Here is an 18,049-nt window from a genome sequence, read left to right on the forward strand (position 1 = left end):
TGGAAGATTCTCTAAGGAGAGATGGACTGAAGGTCGCCCGGGAGTTGTTTTTGGTGAACACGATGTGTCTAGCCAAAAGCGGTTCGCAGCCGTTATCTTGTTTGAGGGAACATACGCTGGACTCTTCTTGCCGTATGTTAACAAAGGTGGTACCGCGAAATAATCCTTTCGTCCTTTGGATGAAGGGTTTTTTTATTTTTCCTAGAGGAGGAAGCCTACCCATGTCAACTCAGCCAACAACCGACATCGACCAATTGCTGCCGAAGAACTACGACCCGAAGGCAGCCGAAAGCAAATGGTATCCGTACTGGATCGAAAAGCAGTTTTTCAAGGCGGAACGCGACCCGGAGAAGCGTCCGTTCACGATCGTGATCCCGCCTCCGAACGTGACGGGCAAGCTGCACTTGGGCCATGCGCTCGATACGACGCTGCAAGACATCATCACCCGCACAAAGCGGATGCAAGGCTACAGCACGCTGTTTTTGCCCGGGATGGACCACGCCGGGATCGCTACGCAAGCCCGCGTAGAAGCGACGCTGCGCGAAGAGGGCATCTCGCGTCACGACCTCGGCCGCGACAAGTTCATCGAAAAAGTATGGGAATGGAAGCACATTTACGCTTCGCACATCCGCGAGCAGTGGGAAAAGCTGGGTCTTGCGCTGGACTACTCCCGCGAGCGTTTTACGATGGATGAAGGCTTGTCCAAAGCTGTGCGCGAAGTATTCGTCCGCCTGTACGAAAAAGGGCTGATTTACCGCGGCAACCGCATCATCAACTGGGACCCGGCTGCCCGTACCGCCCTGTCTGATATCGAGGTCATTTACAAGGAAGTAAAAGGCGCCCTGCACCATATGCGCTATCCGCTCGCTGACGGCACAGGCTACATCGAAGTGGCGACGACCCGTCCGGAAACGATGCTGGGCGATACGGCTGTCGCTGTCCATCCGGAAGACGAGCGCTACAAGCACCTGATCGGAAAAACCGTCATTTTGCCGATTGTCGGCCGTGAAATCCCGATTGTCGCCGATACGTACGTCGATCCGGAGTTTGGCTCCGGCGCGGTAAAAATCACACCTGCGCACGACCCGAACGACTTCGAGCTGGGACTGCGCCACCAACTGCCGCAAATCGTCGTCATGGACGAGACTGGCACGATGAACGAGCAGGCAGGCATCTACAAAGGGCTGGACCGTTTTGCCTGCCGCAAGCAAATCATCAAAGACCTGACAGAGCAAGGCGTCATGTTCAAAATCGAGGAGCACATCCACCAGGTAGGCCACAGCGAGCGCAGCGACGCCGTTGTAGAGCCGTATTTGTCCACCCAGTGGTTCGTGAAAATGCAGCCATTGGCTGACCTCGCGCTTGCCAACGCCAACAGCGAAGACAGCGTCAAATTCGTTCCGGAGCGCTTCAAGACCAACTACCTGCGCTGGATCGAGAACATTCGCGACTGGTGCATTTCCCGCCAGCTCTGGTGGGGCCACCGCATTCCCGCCTGGTACTGCCAAGAGTGCGGCGAGACCGTCGTCTCCCGCGAAGATGTCACCGAATGTCCGAGCTGCCACAGCCACAAGCTGGAGCAGGACAACGACGTGCTCGATACCTGGTTCTCCTCTGGTCTGTGGCCGTTCTCCACGCTCGGCTGGCCGGAAGAGTCCGAGGACATGAAGTATTTCTATCCGACAAACGTCCTCGTAACCGGCTACGACATCATTTTCTTCTGGGTAGCGCGCATGATGTTCTCCGGTCTTGAGTTCACCGGAAGAAGCCCGTTTGAATCCGTGCTGATTCACGGCATTATCCGCGACTCCGAAGGCCGCAAAATGTCCAAGTCGCTCGGAAACGGCGTCGATCCGATGGAAGTGATCGAAAAATACGGCGCGGATGCCCTGCGCTTCACGCTGGCGACAGGCAACTCGCCAGGGAACGACCAGCGCTTTTACTGGGAAAAAGTCGAGGCGAACCGCAACTTCGCCAACAAGATTTGGAACGCCTCCCGCTTTGCCCTGATGAACCTGAGCGGATTTACGTACGACGACATTGATCTTAGCGGCGAGCTGTCGACGCCAGACAAGTGGATTCTCTCCCGTCTGCAAGCGACCATCGCTGACGTGACGCGCCTGTCCGACGCATTTGAGTTTGGCGAAGCGGGCCGCGTGCTGTACAACTTCATTTGGGATGACCTGTGCGACTGGTACATCGAGATGGCGAAGCTGCCGCTGTACGGCAGTGACGAAGCAGCGAAAAAGACGACGCAATCCGTGCTCGTGACGGTGCTCGACCAAACGCTCAAGCTGCTCCATCCGTTTATGCCGTTCATCACCGAGGAAATTTGGCAGGCGCTGCCGCACCAAGGCGAGAGCATTACCGTAGCACCTTGGCCGACGGTGAACGAACAATGGATTTTCACCGAGGCGGAGAGCGAGATGACCATGCTGATGGAAATTATCCGCAGCGTGCGCAACATCCGTGCTGAAGTAAACGTGCCGATGTCCAAAAAAATCGAGCTGTTGATTAAGCCAAGCGATGCGACCTCTGCGGCTCGTCTGGCGCGCGGCGAAGAGTACATCGCCCGTTTCTGCAATCCGGAGACGCTCACGATCAGCGCGGAGCTGGCGATCCCGGAAAAGGCGATGTCTGCGGTTGTGACAGGAGCGGAGCTGTTCTTGCCGCTGGCTGGCCTGATCGACATCGAGCAAGAGCTGAAGCGACTGGAAAAAGAACTGGCTACTTTGCACGGCGAAGTGGAGCGGATCGAGAAAAAGCTGAACAACGCCGGCTTTATGGCCAAGGCACCAGAAAAAGTCGTGGAAGAAGAAAAAGCGAAAATGGCTGACTACATGGAAAAACGGGATAAGGTCATCGCTCGCCTTGCCGAACTGAAGGGCGAATGATCCGCCGTACCAACGCATATTTTTGAGAATGGAGCATTTTGGTATGCATGCTGAAGCACAATTTGTTGAATACAAAGAAGCGCTCGACTGGCTGCATGGACTGCTTCGCTTCGGTCAGCGGCCGGGGCTTGAGAGAATGCAGTGGGTACTTGAGCAACTGGACCATCCGGAACGGAGAATCCCGTTCATCCATGTGGCAGGCACCAATGGAAAAGGCTCGACGTGCGCGTTCCTGACGCAAATGCTGATGGAGGCCGGCTACAGTGTCGGCACGTTCACCTCGCCTTATCTGGTAGATTTTCGCGAGCGCATTCGCTACAACGGGAGCATGATCGAGGAAGCCGATCTGCTCCGGCTGGTGAATGAAGTCAAGGTCTTGATCGAGCGCTGCGAGCGCGAGACGGAATTTGGCTCGCCTACAGAGTTTGAAGTCATCACGCTGATCGCCATTCTTTATTTTTCGAGAGTGGCGAGACCGGCTGTCGTCGTCTGGGAGACGGGGCTGGGAGGACGGCTGGACTCGACGAATGTCGTGCTGCCGCTTGTCTCCGTTATCACAAATATTGGCATGGACCATACACAGGTGTTGGGCGATACCTTGGAGGAGATTGCCCGCGAAAAAGCTGGCATCATCAAGCCGGGCGTACCTGTCGTCACGGGCGAGACCCGACCGGAAATACTCGCCGTGCTCAAGGAGCGGGCTGCTGAGACGAAAAGCACCGTGTACAGCTTGCAGGAGCATTTCTTTGCCGAACAGGTAGAAGAAGAGCTGGGGCAGCAGCGGATTCGCTACAGCAGCATCCATCGGCGCCATGAAGCTACCTATCGCTTGACCATGAACGGCATTCATCAAACGGCAAATGCAGCGGTCGCGTTGATGACCATTGATGTCTTGCGCAACTATTTCTCTTTCCTGCTGGAGGAAGAAGAAATATCCCGTGGTTTGCAACAAACACGCTGGCCTGGTCGTCTAGAAGTCGTCTCGCCAAGACCGCTTGTGATCTTGGACGGGGCACACAACCAGGAGGGAATGGAAGCACTCGCCAATAGCCTGGAGCGGCTTTTGCCGAACGATGCAGGGCTGCACCTGCTGTTTTCCGGCTTGGCTGATAAGCCGCTTTCCGAGATGGCAAAAGCGCTGGCGCCCGTAAAGGCGAAAATCAAGTCGCTGAACGTGACGGAATTTGACTTTCCGCGTGCAGCAGCGGCAAGTACGCTGCGCGATGCGTTTTTGCAAGGCGGATGGGCGGAGGAAAACCTCGAAGCCGTCCCGGACTGGCGAGCGTTTCTCCTTTCTTGGATGCGGGAGAAGCAATCGGCGAAAGCGGATGACTGGTTGGTCGTCTGCGGTTCGCTCTACTTCATCGCCCAAGTGCGCGCATTCTTTCCCACTACAGTAGAAGAGGCAGGTGAATAGGGTGGATCAGGCTAGGCACGTCCACTTTGTGGGCATCGGCGGATATGGCATGAGTGCCATTGCCCGCGTCTTGATCGACCTTGGATACAAGGTAACCGGCTCCGACGTCGCCATGAACGAATTGGCGAAGAAGCTGGAAGCGAGAGGGGCGGTCGTTCATATCGGCCATAATGCTGCCCACGTGGAGGGAGCAGACATCATTGTTTACTCTACCAGCATCCCCAAGGACAATCCGGAGGTAGTCGCAGCAGAAGCGAAGGGAATCCCGGTCATGCACCGTTCCCAAATGCTCGCCCGCATCTTGAACGAACGAACAGGTGTAGCCGTTGCCGGAGCACACGGCAAAACGACCACGACCTCCATGATTTCGCACGTACTGGAGGAGTGCGGGGTAGACCCGACCTTCATCATTGGCGGAGAGCTGATGAATGCAGGGACAAACGCCAAGGCAGGGACGAGTGATTTTGTCATTGCCGAAGCGGACGAGAGCGACGGTTCCTTTTTGGAATACAGACCGATGTACGAAATCGTGACTAGCATCGAGCCGGACCATCTGGAGCATTTCGACGGCGATTTCAACAATTTGAAACAGGCGTACGTCCAGTTTTTGAGTCATCTGAAGCCGGGCGGCAAAGCGATTTTGTGCATAGATGACTCGCACGTTCGCGAAGTGATGCCGTCTGTCGCAGGCACGGTAGTAACGTATGCGATCGATCCGGCTTTTGTGTCGCAGGCCGAGTTTCGCGCCGTGTCGATCGAGTGCGGAGATCGGCGCAGCACATGCCAGGTGTATCATGGAGAAAAACTGCTCGGGACGCTCGCGCTGACGGTTCCGGGCAAGCACAATATTGCCAATGCGCTGGCGGCGATCATCGTCTGCCTGGATGCAGGGCTGTCGTTTGAACAGATTGCCGAGGCACTGACTTCGTTTCGGGGAGCGAAGCGCAGATTCCAGATCATCGGAGAGGCGCGCGACATTCTCGTGGTGGACGATTACGCCCACCATCCGACAGAGATCATTGCGACGTTGAACGGAGCCAAGGCGTCCGGCCGACGGGTCATCGCTGTCTTCCAGCCGCAGCGCTACACGCGGACGTATTTCCTGATGGATGAGTTCAGCCGTGCTTTTTCACAGGCTGACGAAGTCATCGTTACGGATATTTACTCCCCGGCTGGCGAAGCCAAAATCGAAGGGGTAAGCTCTGAGGTGCTGGTTCAAAAAATCCGCACCAACAGCCACCCGCGGGCGCAGTACATCCCGACGAAGGAGCAGATGCAGGAGCAGTTGGTCAAGGAATTGCAAGCTGGCGACCTGGTGCTGACCATGGGCGCGGGAGACATTTGGAAGTCCGCCTACTGGCTGGCAGAAAAGCTGGAAAAATAACAGCAGCACGAGTGCTGCAAAGAAGAAAGACTTGGTTCGGAAGCGGAGCCAAGTCTTTTTTCATACAGATAAGAATGTATAAGATTCTCATCCAGTATAAGTGCAACTAAGGCTGCGCCAAAGGCTTGGCGCAGCCTTAGTTTTCTAATGCGCAAAAGCAAAAATTAGTACCAGGTATTAATATCTAGTGTTATAATGTAGTCACAAACAAGCAGAGGTGATGATTCGATATGATGAACGCAAATGCTATTCCTTCCCGAATAACGGCGATCGGCACCTACGTGCCAAGCGGTGTGCTTCGCAATGCCGATCTGGAAAAGATGGTGGAGACGTCCGACGAATGGATTTTGCAGCGAACGGGCATCCACGAGCGGCGCATTGCAGCAAAAGATGAGTTTACAAGCGATTTGGCGATTGCGGCCGTAGAGAACATGGCCGCTGCCTATGGCAAAAACCTCACAGACGTCGACTTGATCCTCGTGGCCACGAGCACGCCGGATTTTCCGTTTCCGAGCGTCGCCAGCCAAATCCAGGCTCATTTCGGCATCGCGCAGGCGGGCGCCATGGATCTTTCCGCCACATGTGCCGGGTTTACGTACGCGCTGCACACCGCGAACGCGATGATCGCCTCCGGGCTGCACCGCAAAGTGCTGGTGGTGGCAGCCGAAACGCTTTCCAAGGTGACCGACTACACCGACCGCACGACCTGCATCCTGTTTGGCGATGGAGCGGGTGCAGTGCTGGTGGAAGCCGACCCGGACGCTCCCGGTTTTCACGCTGCCTATTTAGGCTCGAAGGGAGAAGGCGGCATTCACGTCTACCGCTCGGGGCTGTCGACGAGCATGGATGGCAGAGAGCTTGCGGGGAATGGCTGCATCGTGCAAAACGGCAGAGAAGTGTACAAGTGGGCGGTTACGACGGTGCCGACAGGCATGCAGGAGGTCGCAAGCCGCGCAGGCATTGCGCTCGATGAGGTGGATTGGTTCATCCCGCACAGCGCCAATTTGCGCATGATCGAGTCGATTTGCGAGCGCAGCGGCTTTCCACTTGAGAAGACGTTGTACAGCTTGGCCTACTACGGCAACACATCGGCCGCTACGATCCCGCTTGCGCTCGGGCTGGGCATCGAGCAAGGCAAGGTAAAGGCGGGGGACAAAATTTTACTCTACGGCTTCGGCGGGGGACTCGTTCACGCCGGGCTGCTTTTGACCTGGCAGCCGTAAGCTTTGGCGAAAAAGCTTCGCCGCTGTGCTAGAGAATTTGCTAGATTTGCTAGATCGCAGTCATAACCCGTCCCGCCCAGACGTAAGCTAGTACAAAGAGCCTGCAAGCTGGGAGGGCATGAGCGTGAACGGAGAAAAGAAAAATCATGTAACAGTCAAGATGAACGGCAGATTTTGGGACGAAAAGCGCGAGACCATCAAGCAAGAAGCGAGTGTGAAGCGTACCCCCAAAGACGACACGCCACGGGTAAAAATTCAGGGGCCACCTATCCCTTTTCACGGCACGCTTCCACCGAAAAAGGAAAACGACGCCTGGGAACGCATGATGCAACTGAGAGGGGCCGCGCAGCGGGAGACGAGCAGAGAGCCGGGGCCGATCCTCGATGATTCGCCCGAGCTGGAAGAGACGCAAGAGCAGGAGGAACTTCTGGGAGCTTACAGCAGCTCCGGCAAAAATCCCGCAAAGCGCTTCCTCGCTTTTTGGCCGAAAACTCCCATCTGGCGGACCGTGCTGACGACAGGGGGAGCAGTAGCGATCGGGTTGTTGTTCGGCTTTTTGGTGCTGTCGGTTTTCACGCAGGAGGAATTTTCGCAATCGTATGGATCAGTTTTAAGCGAGACCGTGCAGACGTTGACGGCACAAGAGGCAAAAGGCGGGCAGGCAGGAGGCCAGGAGGCGCTGGCTGGCCCCGGTTCGTCCGAGGCAGGAGCAGGAACTGCAGCCGGCAATACCGCTTCTGGCGAGCAGCAAAATGTCTCGCTGCAAGTGCCGCAGATCAGCATGTTCGTCGCCCAGGCAGGCGTGTTTCAGCCGGACGCGTCTCCGCAGTCTGCGGTAGAGCCGCTGGCGAAAGCGGGAATCCCGCACCTTTTGTACAAGGATGGCAGCAAGCAGTATATGTTTGCCGCTGCCGCGCCTACGCGAGATGACGTGCTGGGCTTTGCCGCCAGCTTGAAAAACAAGGGGATGGACGTGTACGTCAAGGAGTTTGCCTTCCCGGCCTTCCAGGGAGCGGTTCCGGTGAGCAAACCGGCTGCCGCCACGGAAGGGCCGAACGTGCAGCAGTTTTTTGACAATGGCGTGAAGCTGGCGCAGGCGCTCTCTGCCCAATCCGGCCTGATTATCACATCGGGACAGCTTTCTGCCTCGGCGCAGGAGACGGCCGACCTGAAGGAATGGCATCGCCAATTTTTGGAGGAAAGCCGCTTGATTCAGGTGCAGGATGCGTGGAAGCCGCTGTTCGAAGGGATGGTCAAGGGGATCAATCAGGCGCTGGCCGCCCGCGACAAGATGGCGGAAGCAAGCGCCGGAAAAAAAGGGGAAAGCGCCGAATCGTACGCGTGGCAAGTACAGGCGGGCGTGCTCGGATATTTGGAGAGCTACGCGAGCTGGGTGCAGTTGGCGCGCTAAAGACAAATAAGCGAGCGCTGATAAGGCTTCCGCAAGTTTTCTTGCAGGAGGCCTTTTCTTTTTATACAGTAACTAGCAAGAGCAAACAGGGATTGTTTCACCCCCTTCCATTTGCTAAACTTATGGTTGGCAAAAAGAGAATCCCTTCGTAAAAGGGAGTTGGGAAAAGGAATGGGGAAAGAAACGCTTACACTCGTGTTTCTACTGGTGAGTGGCCTTTTGTGCGGGAGCATCGTCGGGGAAATTCTCGGTCCCTGGGTGCCTTTTCTGACCAAAAGCAAAACGATTACATGGTCACCTGCGGCAGATTTAGAAATTTTGAAGTACGACCTGAACTTTCAGGTAAAACTAAATCTAGCCAGTATCGGGGGGCTTGCCCTCGCGTTTTGGATACATCGACGGATAAAGTAGGTTGAAAAATGACGACAGAAAAACATGATACGCTCATTCTTGCTTCATCATCGCCCCGCCGAAGAGAACTGCTGCAGGCGCTGGGCATTCCGTTTACGGTGATGACCAGCGATGTGGACGAGACGACTGCGCCTGGCTTGTCTCCTGCGCAAGTGGTAGAGGAGCTGTCCTTGCGCAAGGCTAAGGAAGTAGCCGCCCGCCTGACAGAAGGCGTCGTGCTCGGTTCAGACACGATTGTCGTTCTGGATGGACATATTTTGGGCAAGCCGGCAGACGAAGCGGACGCGTTTCGCATGCTGTCCATGCTCCAGGGGCGAGAGCATACCGTCTATAGCGGCGTGGCCCTGATTGATGCAGCGTCTGGGCGCTCAGAAGTGGCGCACAGCCACACCGATGTGAAAATTCGCCCGTTGAGCGAAGCAGAGATCAAGTCGTACATTGCAACGAAAGAGCCGATGGACAAAGCGGGTTCTTATGCGATTCAAGGGATTGGAGCGACGATCGTGGAAGGGATAACCGGAGATTACTTTACGGTTGTCGGGCTTCCGCTTTGCTTGACCTCCAAGCTGCTCGCGCGTTTCGGGATGCCGATTTTGTAGGAAAGCTGTGCTTGTGTGCAAGTGACAACGGCCAACCACCTCACGACCTTCTTCTAGTAAGCCGTTGACGATAATGAGATAGGTGGGAGGCGGCGAAAAATGGCAGTAAATACCTGTAACAAAACAGACGGCAAAAACGTCCCTTACTATGACCGTCCACGTGAACGACTGCTTCGCGAAGGAGCGGTCCATCTGTCTGATACAGAGCTTCTTGCCATTTTACTGAGGACAGGCAGTGAGCAGGAGTCAGTCTATCAGTTGGCTCAGCGCTTGTTAGCCAAATTTGGCGACCTGCGTGGATTGGCGCAAGCCTCTCATGCTGAGCTGAGGGAACTGAAAGGGATCGGCCCGGTAAAAGCAGTGGAACTGCATGCCGCCTTTGAACTCGGGCGCAGAATGGTCGGCGTACCGCGGCAAAGCCGCACCTCCATCCGTCTGCCCCGCGATGTGGCTGACTTGATGTCGCCTGAGCTTGCTCATTTGACACAGGAGCACTTTGTCTGCCTTTTTCTAAATACCAAGAACCACGTGATTGGCAAGCAGACTATTTTTGTAGGCAGTCTGGACGCTTCCATCGTGCACCCTAGAGAAGTCTTTAAAGAAGCGATCCGTCGTAGCAGTGCATCGGTAATTTGCCTACATAACCATCCAAGTGGGGATCCGACACCTAGCAGGGAAGATATCGCGATCACGCATACGCTGCGTGAAGCGGGGGAACTGGTAGGGATTTCATTGTTGGATCATGTGATTATCGGGGATGGCAGGTACGTCAGCTTGAAAGAGCAAGGGTACTTGTAGGATGTAACATTGCTTGTCATTTGTATATTATTGGAAGGAGTTTTTTTATGTTTGGTGGATTTACACGTGACTTGGGGATTGACCTCGGCACTGCCAATACACTTGTTTTCGTTAAGGGAAAAGGAATTGTAGTGCGTGAACCTTCTGTAGTAGCCATTCGTACCAACAACAATTCCATTGAAGCGGTAGGGAATGCGGCAAAGAGTATGATCGGCCGCACGCCCGGCAACATCGTCGCCGTTCGTCCGATGAAGGACGGGGTTATTGCGGATTTTGACACGACTGCAACGATGATGCGCTATTTCATCAATCAGGCCCAGAAAAACCAGGGTCTGTTCAGCCGTCGCCCGAACGTGATGGTCTGTGTGCCATCGGGAATTACCGCTGTCGAAAAGCGTGCTGTTGAAGACGCGACTAAGCAGGCTGGCGCGCGCGAGGCTTACACGATTGAGGAGCCGTTTGCAGCAGCGATCGGAGCCGATCTGCCTGTATGGGAGCCGACCGGAAGCATGGTCGTCGACATCGGCGGCGGTACGACAGAAGTGGCGATCATTTCTTTGGGCGGGATTGTTACCTCCCGTTCCATTCGCGTGGCCGGGGATGAGATGGATGAAGCGATCATCCAGTACATCAAGCGCCGCTACAATCTGATGATCGGGGAACGGACAGCGGAAACGTTGAAGCTGGAGATTGGTTCTGCCATCGCGCCAGAGGAACCGGAAAACGTGGATATTCGCGGCCGCGACCTCGTGACTGGCTTGCCAAAAACACTCTCGGTCAGCAGCACGGAAATCGCAGAAGCATTGGCAGAAACAGTTGCTGCCATTATTGAAGCTGTGAAGGTGACCTTGGAGAAGAGTCCGCCGGAGCTTGCCGCAGACATTATGGATCGCGGGATCGTGTTGACAGGCGGGGGAGCGCTGCTGCGCAATATCGACCGTCTGCTCAGCAAGGAAACAGGTATGCCCGTGCATGTTGCGGAAAATGCGCTGGATTGCGTAGCGATCGGGACAGGCCGGGCTTTGGAGAATATCCACCTGTTCAAATCGAAACAAGGCATCACCTCTTCCCGACAAAAACGGGGTAAATAAACGGAGGGTAGGGCATGTCGTTTTTCGGGAATAAGCGGCTTATTATCGTACTTGTAGGCTTGGTCCTGCTAATCTCCGTCGTGGGCTACACTTCCCGTGAACGGGTTAACCTGACCTGGCCAGAAATGTTTTTCAAAGATACGTTCAGCGTGGTGCAGGGCTTGTTTTATCGCCCTGCCCAAGCTGTTTCTGGCTTTTTTCGGGAAATAGAAGACGCGTACAGCGTCTACGAAGAAAACAAGGCCCTCAAGGCAGGGCTGGACCAGTATGCCCGGCTGACGGCAGAACTCCACGACCTCAAGGCAGAGAATGAGCGGCTGAGAAAAGAGCTGGATGCGAAAAACAGGTTCAAGTCGTCGTACAGTCTTCTCTTTGCGGAAGTCGTGGCGCGCAATCCCGATACGTGGAACAACGTCATTACCATCGATCTGGGGCTGAAGAGCGGCATTAAAAAAGATATGGCGGTCATCACGGAAAAAGGGATGATCGGACGTGTACAGAGTGTTGCCAACTTTTCCGCTACGGTTGAATTGTTGACCAGCTATGAACGGCGCGACCACATCTCCGCCGACATTCAGGCCACGTATATCGTCGACGGCAAGACTGTCCATGAGCCTGTCAGCGGTGTCATCGAGGAATACGATCCGCAGGAGCGATTGCTGGTCATGCGCAAAATTCCTTGGGGCAAAAAAATCGAACCGAAGCAGCAAGTCATTACCTCCGGCCGGGGGGGAGTGGTTCCGCGAAATCTGCCGATCGGCTACATTGTCCGGGTCGTGCCGGACGACTACGGGTTGACGCAAACGGCTTACATACAGCCGAGCGCAGACTTTTCGCAATTGAGCGAAGTGATGGTGGTAGAGCGCGACTTTACCATTTCGCCTAACGGTGAGCTGATACCAAAGCAGGCGGCTGGACAAGTGCAGCCGCCTGCGACGGGAGGCAAAGCGGCAACGCCCAATTCGACGGGGACTTCCTCCGCAACTACTGGCGGAGGTGGTCAATAGATGGCGCGTTTTTTATTGACGCTTGGTGTCGTGGTCTTGTTTGTTCTGGAAGGGACAGTCATGCAGGTCCTCTCACCTGATTTATGGGGACTGTCATGGATGACAGTCCCTCGCTTCGCGCTCGTATGCTGTATCTTCATTTCCATGTATCTCGGGAGGCGGGAAGGGCTGTACTACGGGCTTGCGTTCGGCTTTTTGCAGGATGTCCTGTTCGGGCAGGTGATCGGCATTTACACCATGTCCATGATGGTAGCCAGCTATTTTGCCGGTTTGATCGTGCTGTTGTTCCAGCGCGGGATCGGCATGGTCTTTGTGACGAGCTTCTTGATCCTGTTCGGGCACGAATGGCTCTTGTACTCCTTGTACCGTCTGTTCTCGGTCGCTCCCTATGATGTGCAATGGATTCTCACCCGTCAAATTTTGCCCACTGTATTGCTGAACCTCGTCTTCGGCCTGATTGTGTACATACCGATCAAAAACGGCTGCAACAAGGTGCTCGACAAAAAGGAAATGCACGTGGAGTAACAAGGAGACAGGGGATGTTACCCGGAAAGGAGAGGATCGCTCATGGAAGAGACCAAAGAACCGAAATCGCACATACCCGTGCGGCTTAACATATTGTTTCTGATCGTCTTTCTGTTCTTTGCCGCCATCATTTTGCGGCTCGCCTTCGTCCAACTGGTGGAAGGGGAGCAGTATCGGCACGAGCTGGAAAAGTTCAGTATCCGCGAGTTGCCGATCCCTGCGCCGCGCGGCCGGATTTTGGACAAAAATGGCGAAGTGCTCGTCTCCAACAAACCTGTTTACACGGTTCAATACGTAGAAGAGCAAGGGCAGGACATCGACGAAGAAAAAGTGGCGGATCGTCTGGCGAAAATTTTGCTGCCTGACGGGGAAAAAATCGGCACAGACAAAGAGCTGCTCAAAAAGACGATCGAGCTGCGCTCCACATTGCCGATCGCTTTCAACAACGAGGAAACGAACGCGCTGAAAAACAGGGTGGCAGCCAAGCTGCAAGCCGTTCCCAAGCAGGAAGCTGTCGACAGCATGTCAGACTTCGAGCTGGTCAAAACGGCATTGTATGTCGGCTTGCGCGTGCGCTCGCCTTTTGATGACAACCAGCGCAAAGACGTTATCAAAAAGCTCAATGCCAACGCAAAAGGAGCAGGGACCGTTCTGACGGAAGACAACACTTCCGACCTGGAACTGCTCAAAATGGCGATCAGCGCAAACATGAAGCTCGTGCTCACGCTGGACAAGGAAGACCGCGACGCCTTGATAAAAGAAGTGAAGGCACAAATTCGCAAGCTTCCGGCTCCGAACGAGTTATCGGACAAATCGGACATGGATTTGTTGCGCTACGCTTCCTTGTTCGAGCTGGATGTCAATCTGCCGCTCACCGCGGAGCAACGGCAATTCCAGTGGCACAAGCTTTCGCTGTTGCAGGAAATGCGCTCTCCGCAGATGCCGAGCTACATTCCGCGCCGGGTGAAGGTGAACATCAGCGACGAAGAAATGTTCCAAATCGAGGAGCGGCGCACGGAGCTTCCCGGGATTAGCGTCGTGCTGGAGCCTGTCCGGCAAATTTTCAAAGACCCTGACGGCTCTGCCTTCGGGACTCATTTTCTCGGCTATATCAACGCCATTCGCCCTGAGAGCCTGAAAGAGTACCAGGCACAAGGCTACAATGCGATTGACCGCGTTGGCGTCACCGGACTGGAAAGCTCCTACGAAAGATACTTGCGCGGCAAAGACGGGATCATGGACGTCTACGTGAACAAAAATTCCGAGACGATCAAAAAAGAAATGCGCCCGGGCAGGGAACCGGAGCCAGGCAACGACCTCGTGCTGGCGATGGACTGGCGCTATCAGAGCAAAGTGGAAGCGATTTTGAAGGAAGAAGTAGAAGCGTTTAAAAAACGGCCTACGACGCCAAAAGAGTTCAAGGATGCGCACGTCTTGGTCATGAATCCGAATACGGGCGAGATTTTGGCGATGGCCAGCTACCCGGATTACGATCTGAACCTGTACTACGATCGCAAGGCGTTCAACCAAAACTACACCTCGCTCATTTTGCCGAACGAGTCTAACCGGTTCATTTACACGCCGTACCCGCCGGCCTCCACCTACAAGCCGTTGTCTGTCATGATTGCCCTGCAAGAAGGGCTGACAACGCCAAACGAAACGATTAATGACCGCGGCGGCCTGAATGTCGGTACGTCCTACAAGCGCAACTGGAAGCCTGGCGGACACGGGATCGTCAACGCGCGCCGTGCGCTGCAAGTTTCGAACAACACGTATATGTACGAAATGGCGATCCGCTTGGCGAGAAAAGGCAAAGAAGGCTGGGAACAACAATTTTCCGTGCTGGATTACTACAATGCCCAGTTCGGGCTTGGCGTCAAAACAGGGGTGGACCTGCCAGGCGAGAAGACCGGATGGGAAAACCCGAACTTGTACTACGGGAACTTGGCTGACGCGATGATCGGCCAGTACGACCTGTTTACCCCGATGCAGATCGGCCAGTACGTCTCTGCGATTGCCAATGGCGGATACCGGATTCGTCCGCATCTTGTCAAGGAAATACGCAAAGGTACAACCGATCCGAAGCAGAAGGGCCAGACGCTTGCGCAAATCGAGCCGCAAGTGTTGAACCGGGTCAACATTGATCCGAAGTACATCCAGGTCGTCAAAGAAGGGATGCGCATGGTTACGCAGCCAGGCGGTACTGTGCAGCGTTTCAACGGCTTGCCGTTTACCGTTGCCGCGAAATCCGGTACCGCGCAGACAGGCAGAAGCGCGGAAAACGCCCTGGTTGTAGGCTTTGCACCGTATGAAAATCCGCAAGTGGTGTTCGTCGTGATCGCGCCAAACAGCTTGCGGGACGGAACCTCCAGTTCCGATGCGACGGGCCCGATTGCGCGTCGCCTGCTGGAAGCTTACAACGAATTGAATCCGGGAGTTCTCACAAACGGAGTCCCGATTCCCAATCCGCCCTCCTCTCATAAATAAGGGAGCGAGCCCCTCTCGTGGCAGCATCTGACCCGTTTCGGCAATTTTTTCATGCAGAGCAGGAGAAATCTTTCTGTATGGCGAATGGTAACGGTCGAGGTGAAACCGGGTGACGACTGTGAAAAGCAAGGTCACAATCAAAGGGACTAAAGAGGGTCTCGTCTTCTTTATGGATGATGCCTGTTCCTTCGACGAGCTGCTGGAAGATGTGCGTGAAAAAATAGAGCACAGTCACCAACAGATATTGTCAGGGCCACTCATACGGGTATCGATCAAATTAGGAAAACGTTACTGCTCGCCTGAACAACAGGAGCAGTTGACACAAATTATCCGGCAAAAGGGAAACCTCGTGATTCACACGATCGAAGCAGATGTAATCACGCGGGAGGAAGCTTTTGCTGAACGCTTAAAAACCCATTTTTCTATACAGGTAAACACCGTACGCTCCGGTCAAGTGTTGGAGTTTGACGGAGATTTGCTCTTATTGGGTGATGTCAATCCAGGGGGAACTGTTCGCAGTACAGGAAGCATATACGTGATGGGACATCTGCGCGGGTACGCCCATGCAGGTATTTCCGGTGATACGCAAGTCATTATTGCTGCTGCTGTCATGAGCCCGACCCAGCTACGGATTGCCGAGGTAATCAGCAAGCCAGGGGAGGAATGGACGAATAATTCCGGAGGCACAGAATTTGCCTATCTGGAAAATGAGACCATGCTCGTAGCAAAAATGAACTACCTGTCGCGAATACGCCCGGATCTTGGCGCGAAAAAGCGTGAGGGTTGAAGGGAAGAGGAGGAACGGACGTGGGTATTGGAATAGTCGTAACTTCAGGAAAAGGCGGCGTGGGCAAGACGACCACATCCGCCAATTTGGGAACTGCGCTTGCATTGCTGGGCCAAAAGGTGTGCATGGTAGATACTGATATCGGCTTGCGCAATCTCGATGTCGTCATGGGACTTGAGAACCGGATCATTTACGATCTGGTCGACGTGGCCGAGGGTGCTTGCCGCCTGCCGCAAGCGCTGATTAAGGACAAGCGATTCGAAAACTTGTCGCTTTTGCCAGCGGCGCAAACAAAAGACAAATCGGCAGTCTCTCCTGAACAAATGGAGGAAATCGTCACGCAGTTGAAGCGCGAGTTTGATTACGTCATTATCGACTGCCCGGCCGGGATCGAGCAAGGGTTCCGCAATGCCGTAGCAGGAGCGGATCAGGCTATCGTCGTGACGACGCCAGAAAAGGCGGCCGTGCGCGATGCCGATCGCATCATCGGCCTTTTGGAGCGGGAAAAAGTCGGGATGCCCAAGCTCGTCATCAACCGCGTGCGCTCTCATATGGTGAAAAATGGCGACATGCTCGATGTGGAAGATATTTTGGATTTGCTTGCCATTGACTTGATCGGTGTCGTGCCTGATGATGATTACGTTATCAAGTCTGCCAACCAGGGCGAGCCTGCTGTCATGAATCATGAATCGCGGGCAGCGCTCGCCTATCGCAATGTTGCGCGCCGCTTGCTCGGTGAAGCGGTTCCGCTGCAGCCGCTGGAGGAAAAGGCAGGCGTGTTCCATAAAATGCGTAAATTTTTTGGGCTAAAATAGGCTATGCATGGCTCCCCTTCTTTTACAGAGGGGAGTCACGTTTTCTAGGAGGAAAACATGGACCTGGAAAAACGTCACTTAAAATCAATTGACTGGACGATTATTTTGATTTTGGCAGGACTGGGTGTGTTCAGCTATCTGGGGATCTCCGGGTCGGCTGCCGGGGTGGACAAGGCCCATCAGCAGGTGATGTGGTATGTGATCGGGTTTATCGTGCTCGGCGTCACGCTGCTGTTTGACTATCGGCTGTTTCACAACCTCGCCTACGTCCTGTATGTACTCGGTCTGATTTTGCTGATCGGGGTCTTCCAGACAAAGCCGATCAACAATACGACGAGCTGGTACGATCTCGGGCCAGTCCTGTTTCAGCCCTCGGAGCCGATGAAGCTGTTTACGATTTTGACGGTCGCCCGCTTCATGGCGAAAAGGGCGGAGGACCCCGACCGCTTCTACTATTTTTACAAGCTGATTCCGGTAGCGGCGCTCGTAGGCGTCCCGCTGCTGCTTATTTTGGTTCAGCCTGACCTGGGGACGGCGATGGTCTTTACGGGGATGCTCGCCACTCTGCTGATCGTCGGCGGAATCCGCATGAAGCACGTCTTGTACTTGGTGGGCATTATCGGCAGCTTTTTTGCCGCGATGACGCTATTGTACGAGTACAAGCAGGAGATTTTTTTCAAGATCATCAAGCCGTACCAGTGGGATCGCGTCGTCTTCTGGATGGACCCTGATCTGGAACCGATGGGGCGAGGCTTCCAGTTGAAGCAGGCATTGATTTCGATTGGCTCGGGCCAGCTTTTCGGAAAAGGCATCGACACACCTACACAGGCGAGCTTTGGCTGGGTGCCTGTCGGGGAAAGCGATTTTATTTTCACGGTAATTGCGGAAAAGCTCGGCTTTGTCGGGGCCGGTCTGTTGATGATCCTGTTCTTCGCCTTGATTTACCGCATGATCCGCATCGCGATGGAAGCCAAAGATCCGTTTGGCTCCTACGTCGTAGCCGGCGTGGTTGGGATGCTCACCTTCCAAATTTTTGAGAACATCGGCATGACGATCCAGTTGATGCCGATTACGGGGATTCCGTTGCCGTTCATCAGCTACGGGGGCAGCTCGCTGATTACCAACTTTTTAATCATCGGCGTCGTCCTCAATATCGGCATGCGCAAAGACAAATTGCGATTTGACTAAATGCGTGACAAA

General features: G+C 54.6%; 15 protein-coding genes and 1 other annotated feature (1 of these 16 cut by a window edge). All 15 genes read left to right on the forward strand.

Annotated elements, in window-relative coordinates:
• Window positions 1-179 (forward strand) — a binding site (T-box leader) (it extends 61 nt beyond the left edge of the window).
• Window positions 180-221: 42 nt separating this feature from the next.
• The 15 genes from AC3WJN_RS06170 to rodA all read left to right on the forward strand — a co-directional run bounded on the left by AC3WJN_RS06170 (window position 222) and on the right by rodA (window position 18,037).
• A complete protein-coding gene (locus AC3WJN_RS06170) occupies window positions 222-2,894 on the forward strand; it encodes a valine--tRNA ligase (protein WP_007782438.1) in 2,673 nt (890 codons plus the stop codon).
• A 43-nt stretch (window positions 2,895-2,937) separates the two neighbouring features.
• Window positions 2,938-4,311 carry a bifunctional folylpolyglutamate synthase/dihydrofolate synthase gene (locus tag AC3WJN_RS06175; protein ID WP_005826495.1) on the forward strand — a complete coding sequence of 458 codons (1,374 nt, stop codon included), beginning with the start codon at window positions 2,938-2,940 and terminating at the stop codon, window positions 4,309-4,311.
• 1 nt (window position 4,312) lies between these two features.
• Window positions 4,313-5,695, forward strand: coding sequence for a UDP-N-acetylmuramate--L-alanine ligase (gene murC, locus AC3WJN_RS06180; protein ID WP_005826492.1), 1,383 nt, complete (start codon window positions 4,313-4,315; stop codon window positions 5,693-5,695).
• Window positions 5,696-5,925: 230 nt separating this feature from the next.
• Entirely contained in the window at window positions 5,926-6,918 is a 993-nt protein-coding gene (locus AC3WJN_RS06185; RefSeq protein ID WP_007782432.1) for a ketoacyl-ACP synthase III, read from the forward strand.
• A 118-nt stretch (window positions 6,919-7,036) separates the two neighbouring features.
• Window positions 7,037-8,329, forward strand: coding sequence for a hypothetical protein (locus AC3WJN_RS06190; RefSeq protein WP_237716627.1), 1,293 nt, complete (start codon window positions 7,037-7,039; stop codon window positions 8,327-8,329).
• Window positions 8,330-8,500: 171 nt separating this feature from the next.
• Window positions 8,501-8,740 carry a DUF4321 domain-containing protein gene (locus AC3WJN_RS06195; protein ID WP_005832348.1) on the forward strand — a complete coding sequence of 80 codons (240 nt, stop codon included), beginning with the start codon at window positions 8,501-8,503 and terminating at the stop codon, window positions 8,738-8,740.
• 8 nt (window positions 8,741-8,748) lie between these two features.
• A complete protein-coding gene (locus tag AC3WJN_RS06200) occupies window positions 8,749-9,339 on the forward strand; it encodes a Maf family protein (protein ID WP_007782425.1) in 591 nt (196 codons plus the stop codon).
• A gap of 99 nt (window positions 9,340-9,438) precedes the next feature.
• A complete protein-coding gene (gene radC, locus AC3WJN_RS06205) occupies window positions 9,439-10,137 on the forward strand; it encodes a RadC family protein (RefSeq protein WP_005832352.1) in 699 nt (232 codons plus the stop codon).
• A 47-nt stretch (window positions 10,138-10,184) separates the two neighbouring features.
• Window positions 10,185-11,228, forward strand: coding sequence for a rod shape-determining protein (locus tag AC3WJN_RS06210; protein WP_005832354.1), 1,044 nt, complete (start codon window positions 10,185-10,187; stop codon window positions 11,226-11,228).
• Between the two features lie 14 nt (window positions 11,229-11,242).
• Complete coding sequence (gene mreC, locus AC3WJN_RS06215; protein WP_005832356.1) at window positions 11,243-12,235, forward strand: rod shape-determining protein MreC; 993 nt, start codon at window positions 11,243-11,245, stop codon at window positions 12,233-12,235.
• Window positions 12,236-12,760, forward strand: coding sequence for a rod shape-determining protein MreD (mreD, locus tag AC3WJN_RS06220; RefSeq protein ID WP_005832358.1), 525 nt, complete (start codon window positions 12,236-12,238; stop codon window positions 12,758-12,760).
• A 42-nt stretch (window positions 12,761-12,802) separates the two neighbouring features.
• Window positions 12,803-15,247, forward strand: coding sequence for a peptidoglycan D,D-transpeptidase FtsI family protein (locus AC3WJN_RS06225; protein WP_007782419.1), 2,445 nt, complete (start codon window positions 12,803-12,805; stop codon window positions 15,245-15,247).
• A 109-nt stretch (window positions 15,248-15,356) separates the two neighbouring features.
• Entirely contained in the window at window positions 15,357-16,034 is a 678-nt protein-coding gene (gene minC / locus AC3WJN_RS06230) for a septum site-determining protein MinC (RefSeq protein ID WP_005832362.1), read from the forward strand.
• 20 nt (window positions 16,035-16,054) lie between these two features.
• A complete protein-coding gene (gene minD, locus AC3WJN_RS06235) occupies window positions 16,055-16,849 on the forward strand; it encodes a septum site-determining protein MinD (RefSeq protein ID WP_007782416.1) in 795 nt (264 codons plus the stop codon).
• A 57-nt stretch (window positions 16,850-16,906) separates the two neighbouring features.
• Entirely contained in the window at window positions 16,907-18,037 is a 1,131-nt protein-coding gene (gene rodA, locus AC3WJN_RS06240; RefSeq protein WP_005832368.1) for a rod shape-determining protein RodA, read from the forward strand.
• The last annotated feature ends 12 nt before the right edge of the window (window positions 18,038-18,049 follow it).

It is taken from the genome of Brevibacillus sp. FW306-2-1A-C05A, from assembly GCF_058781555.1.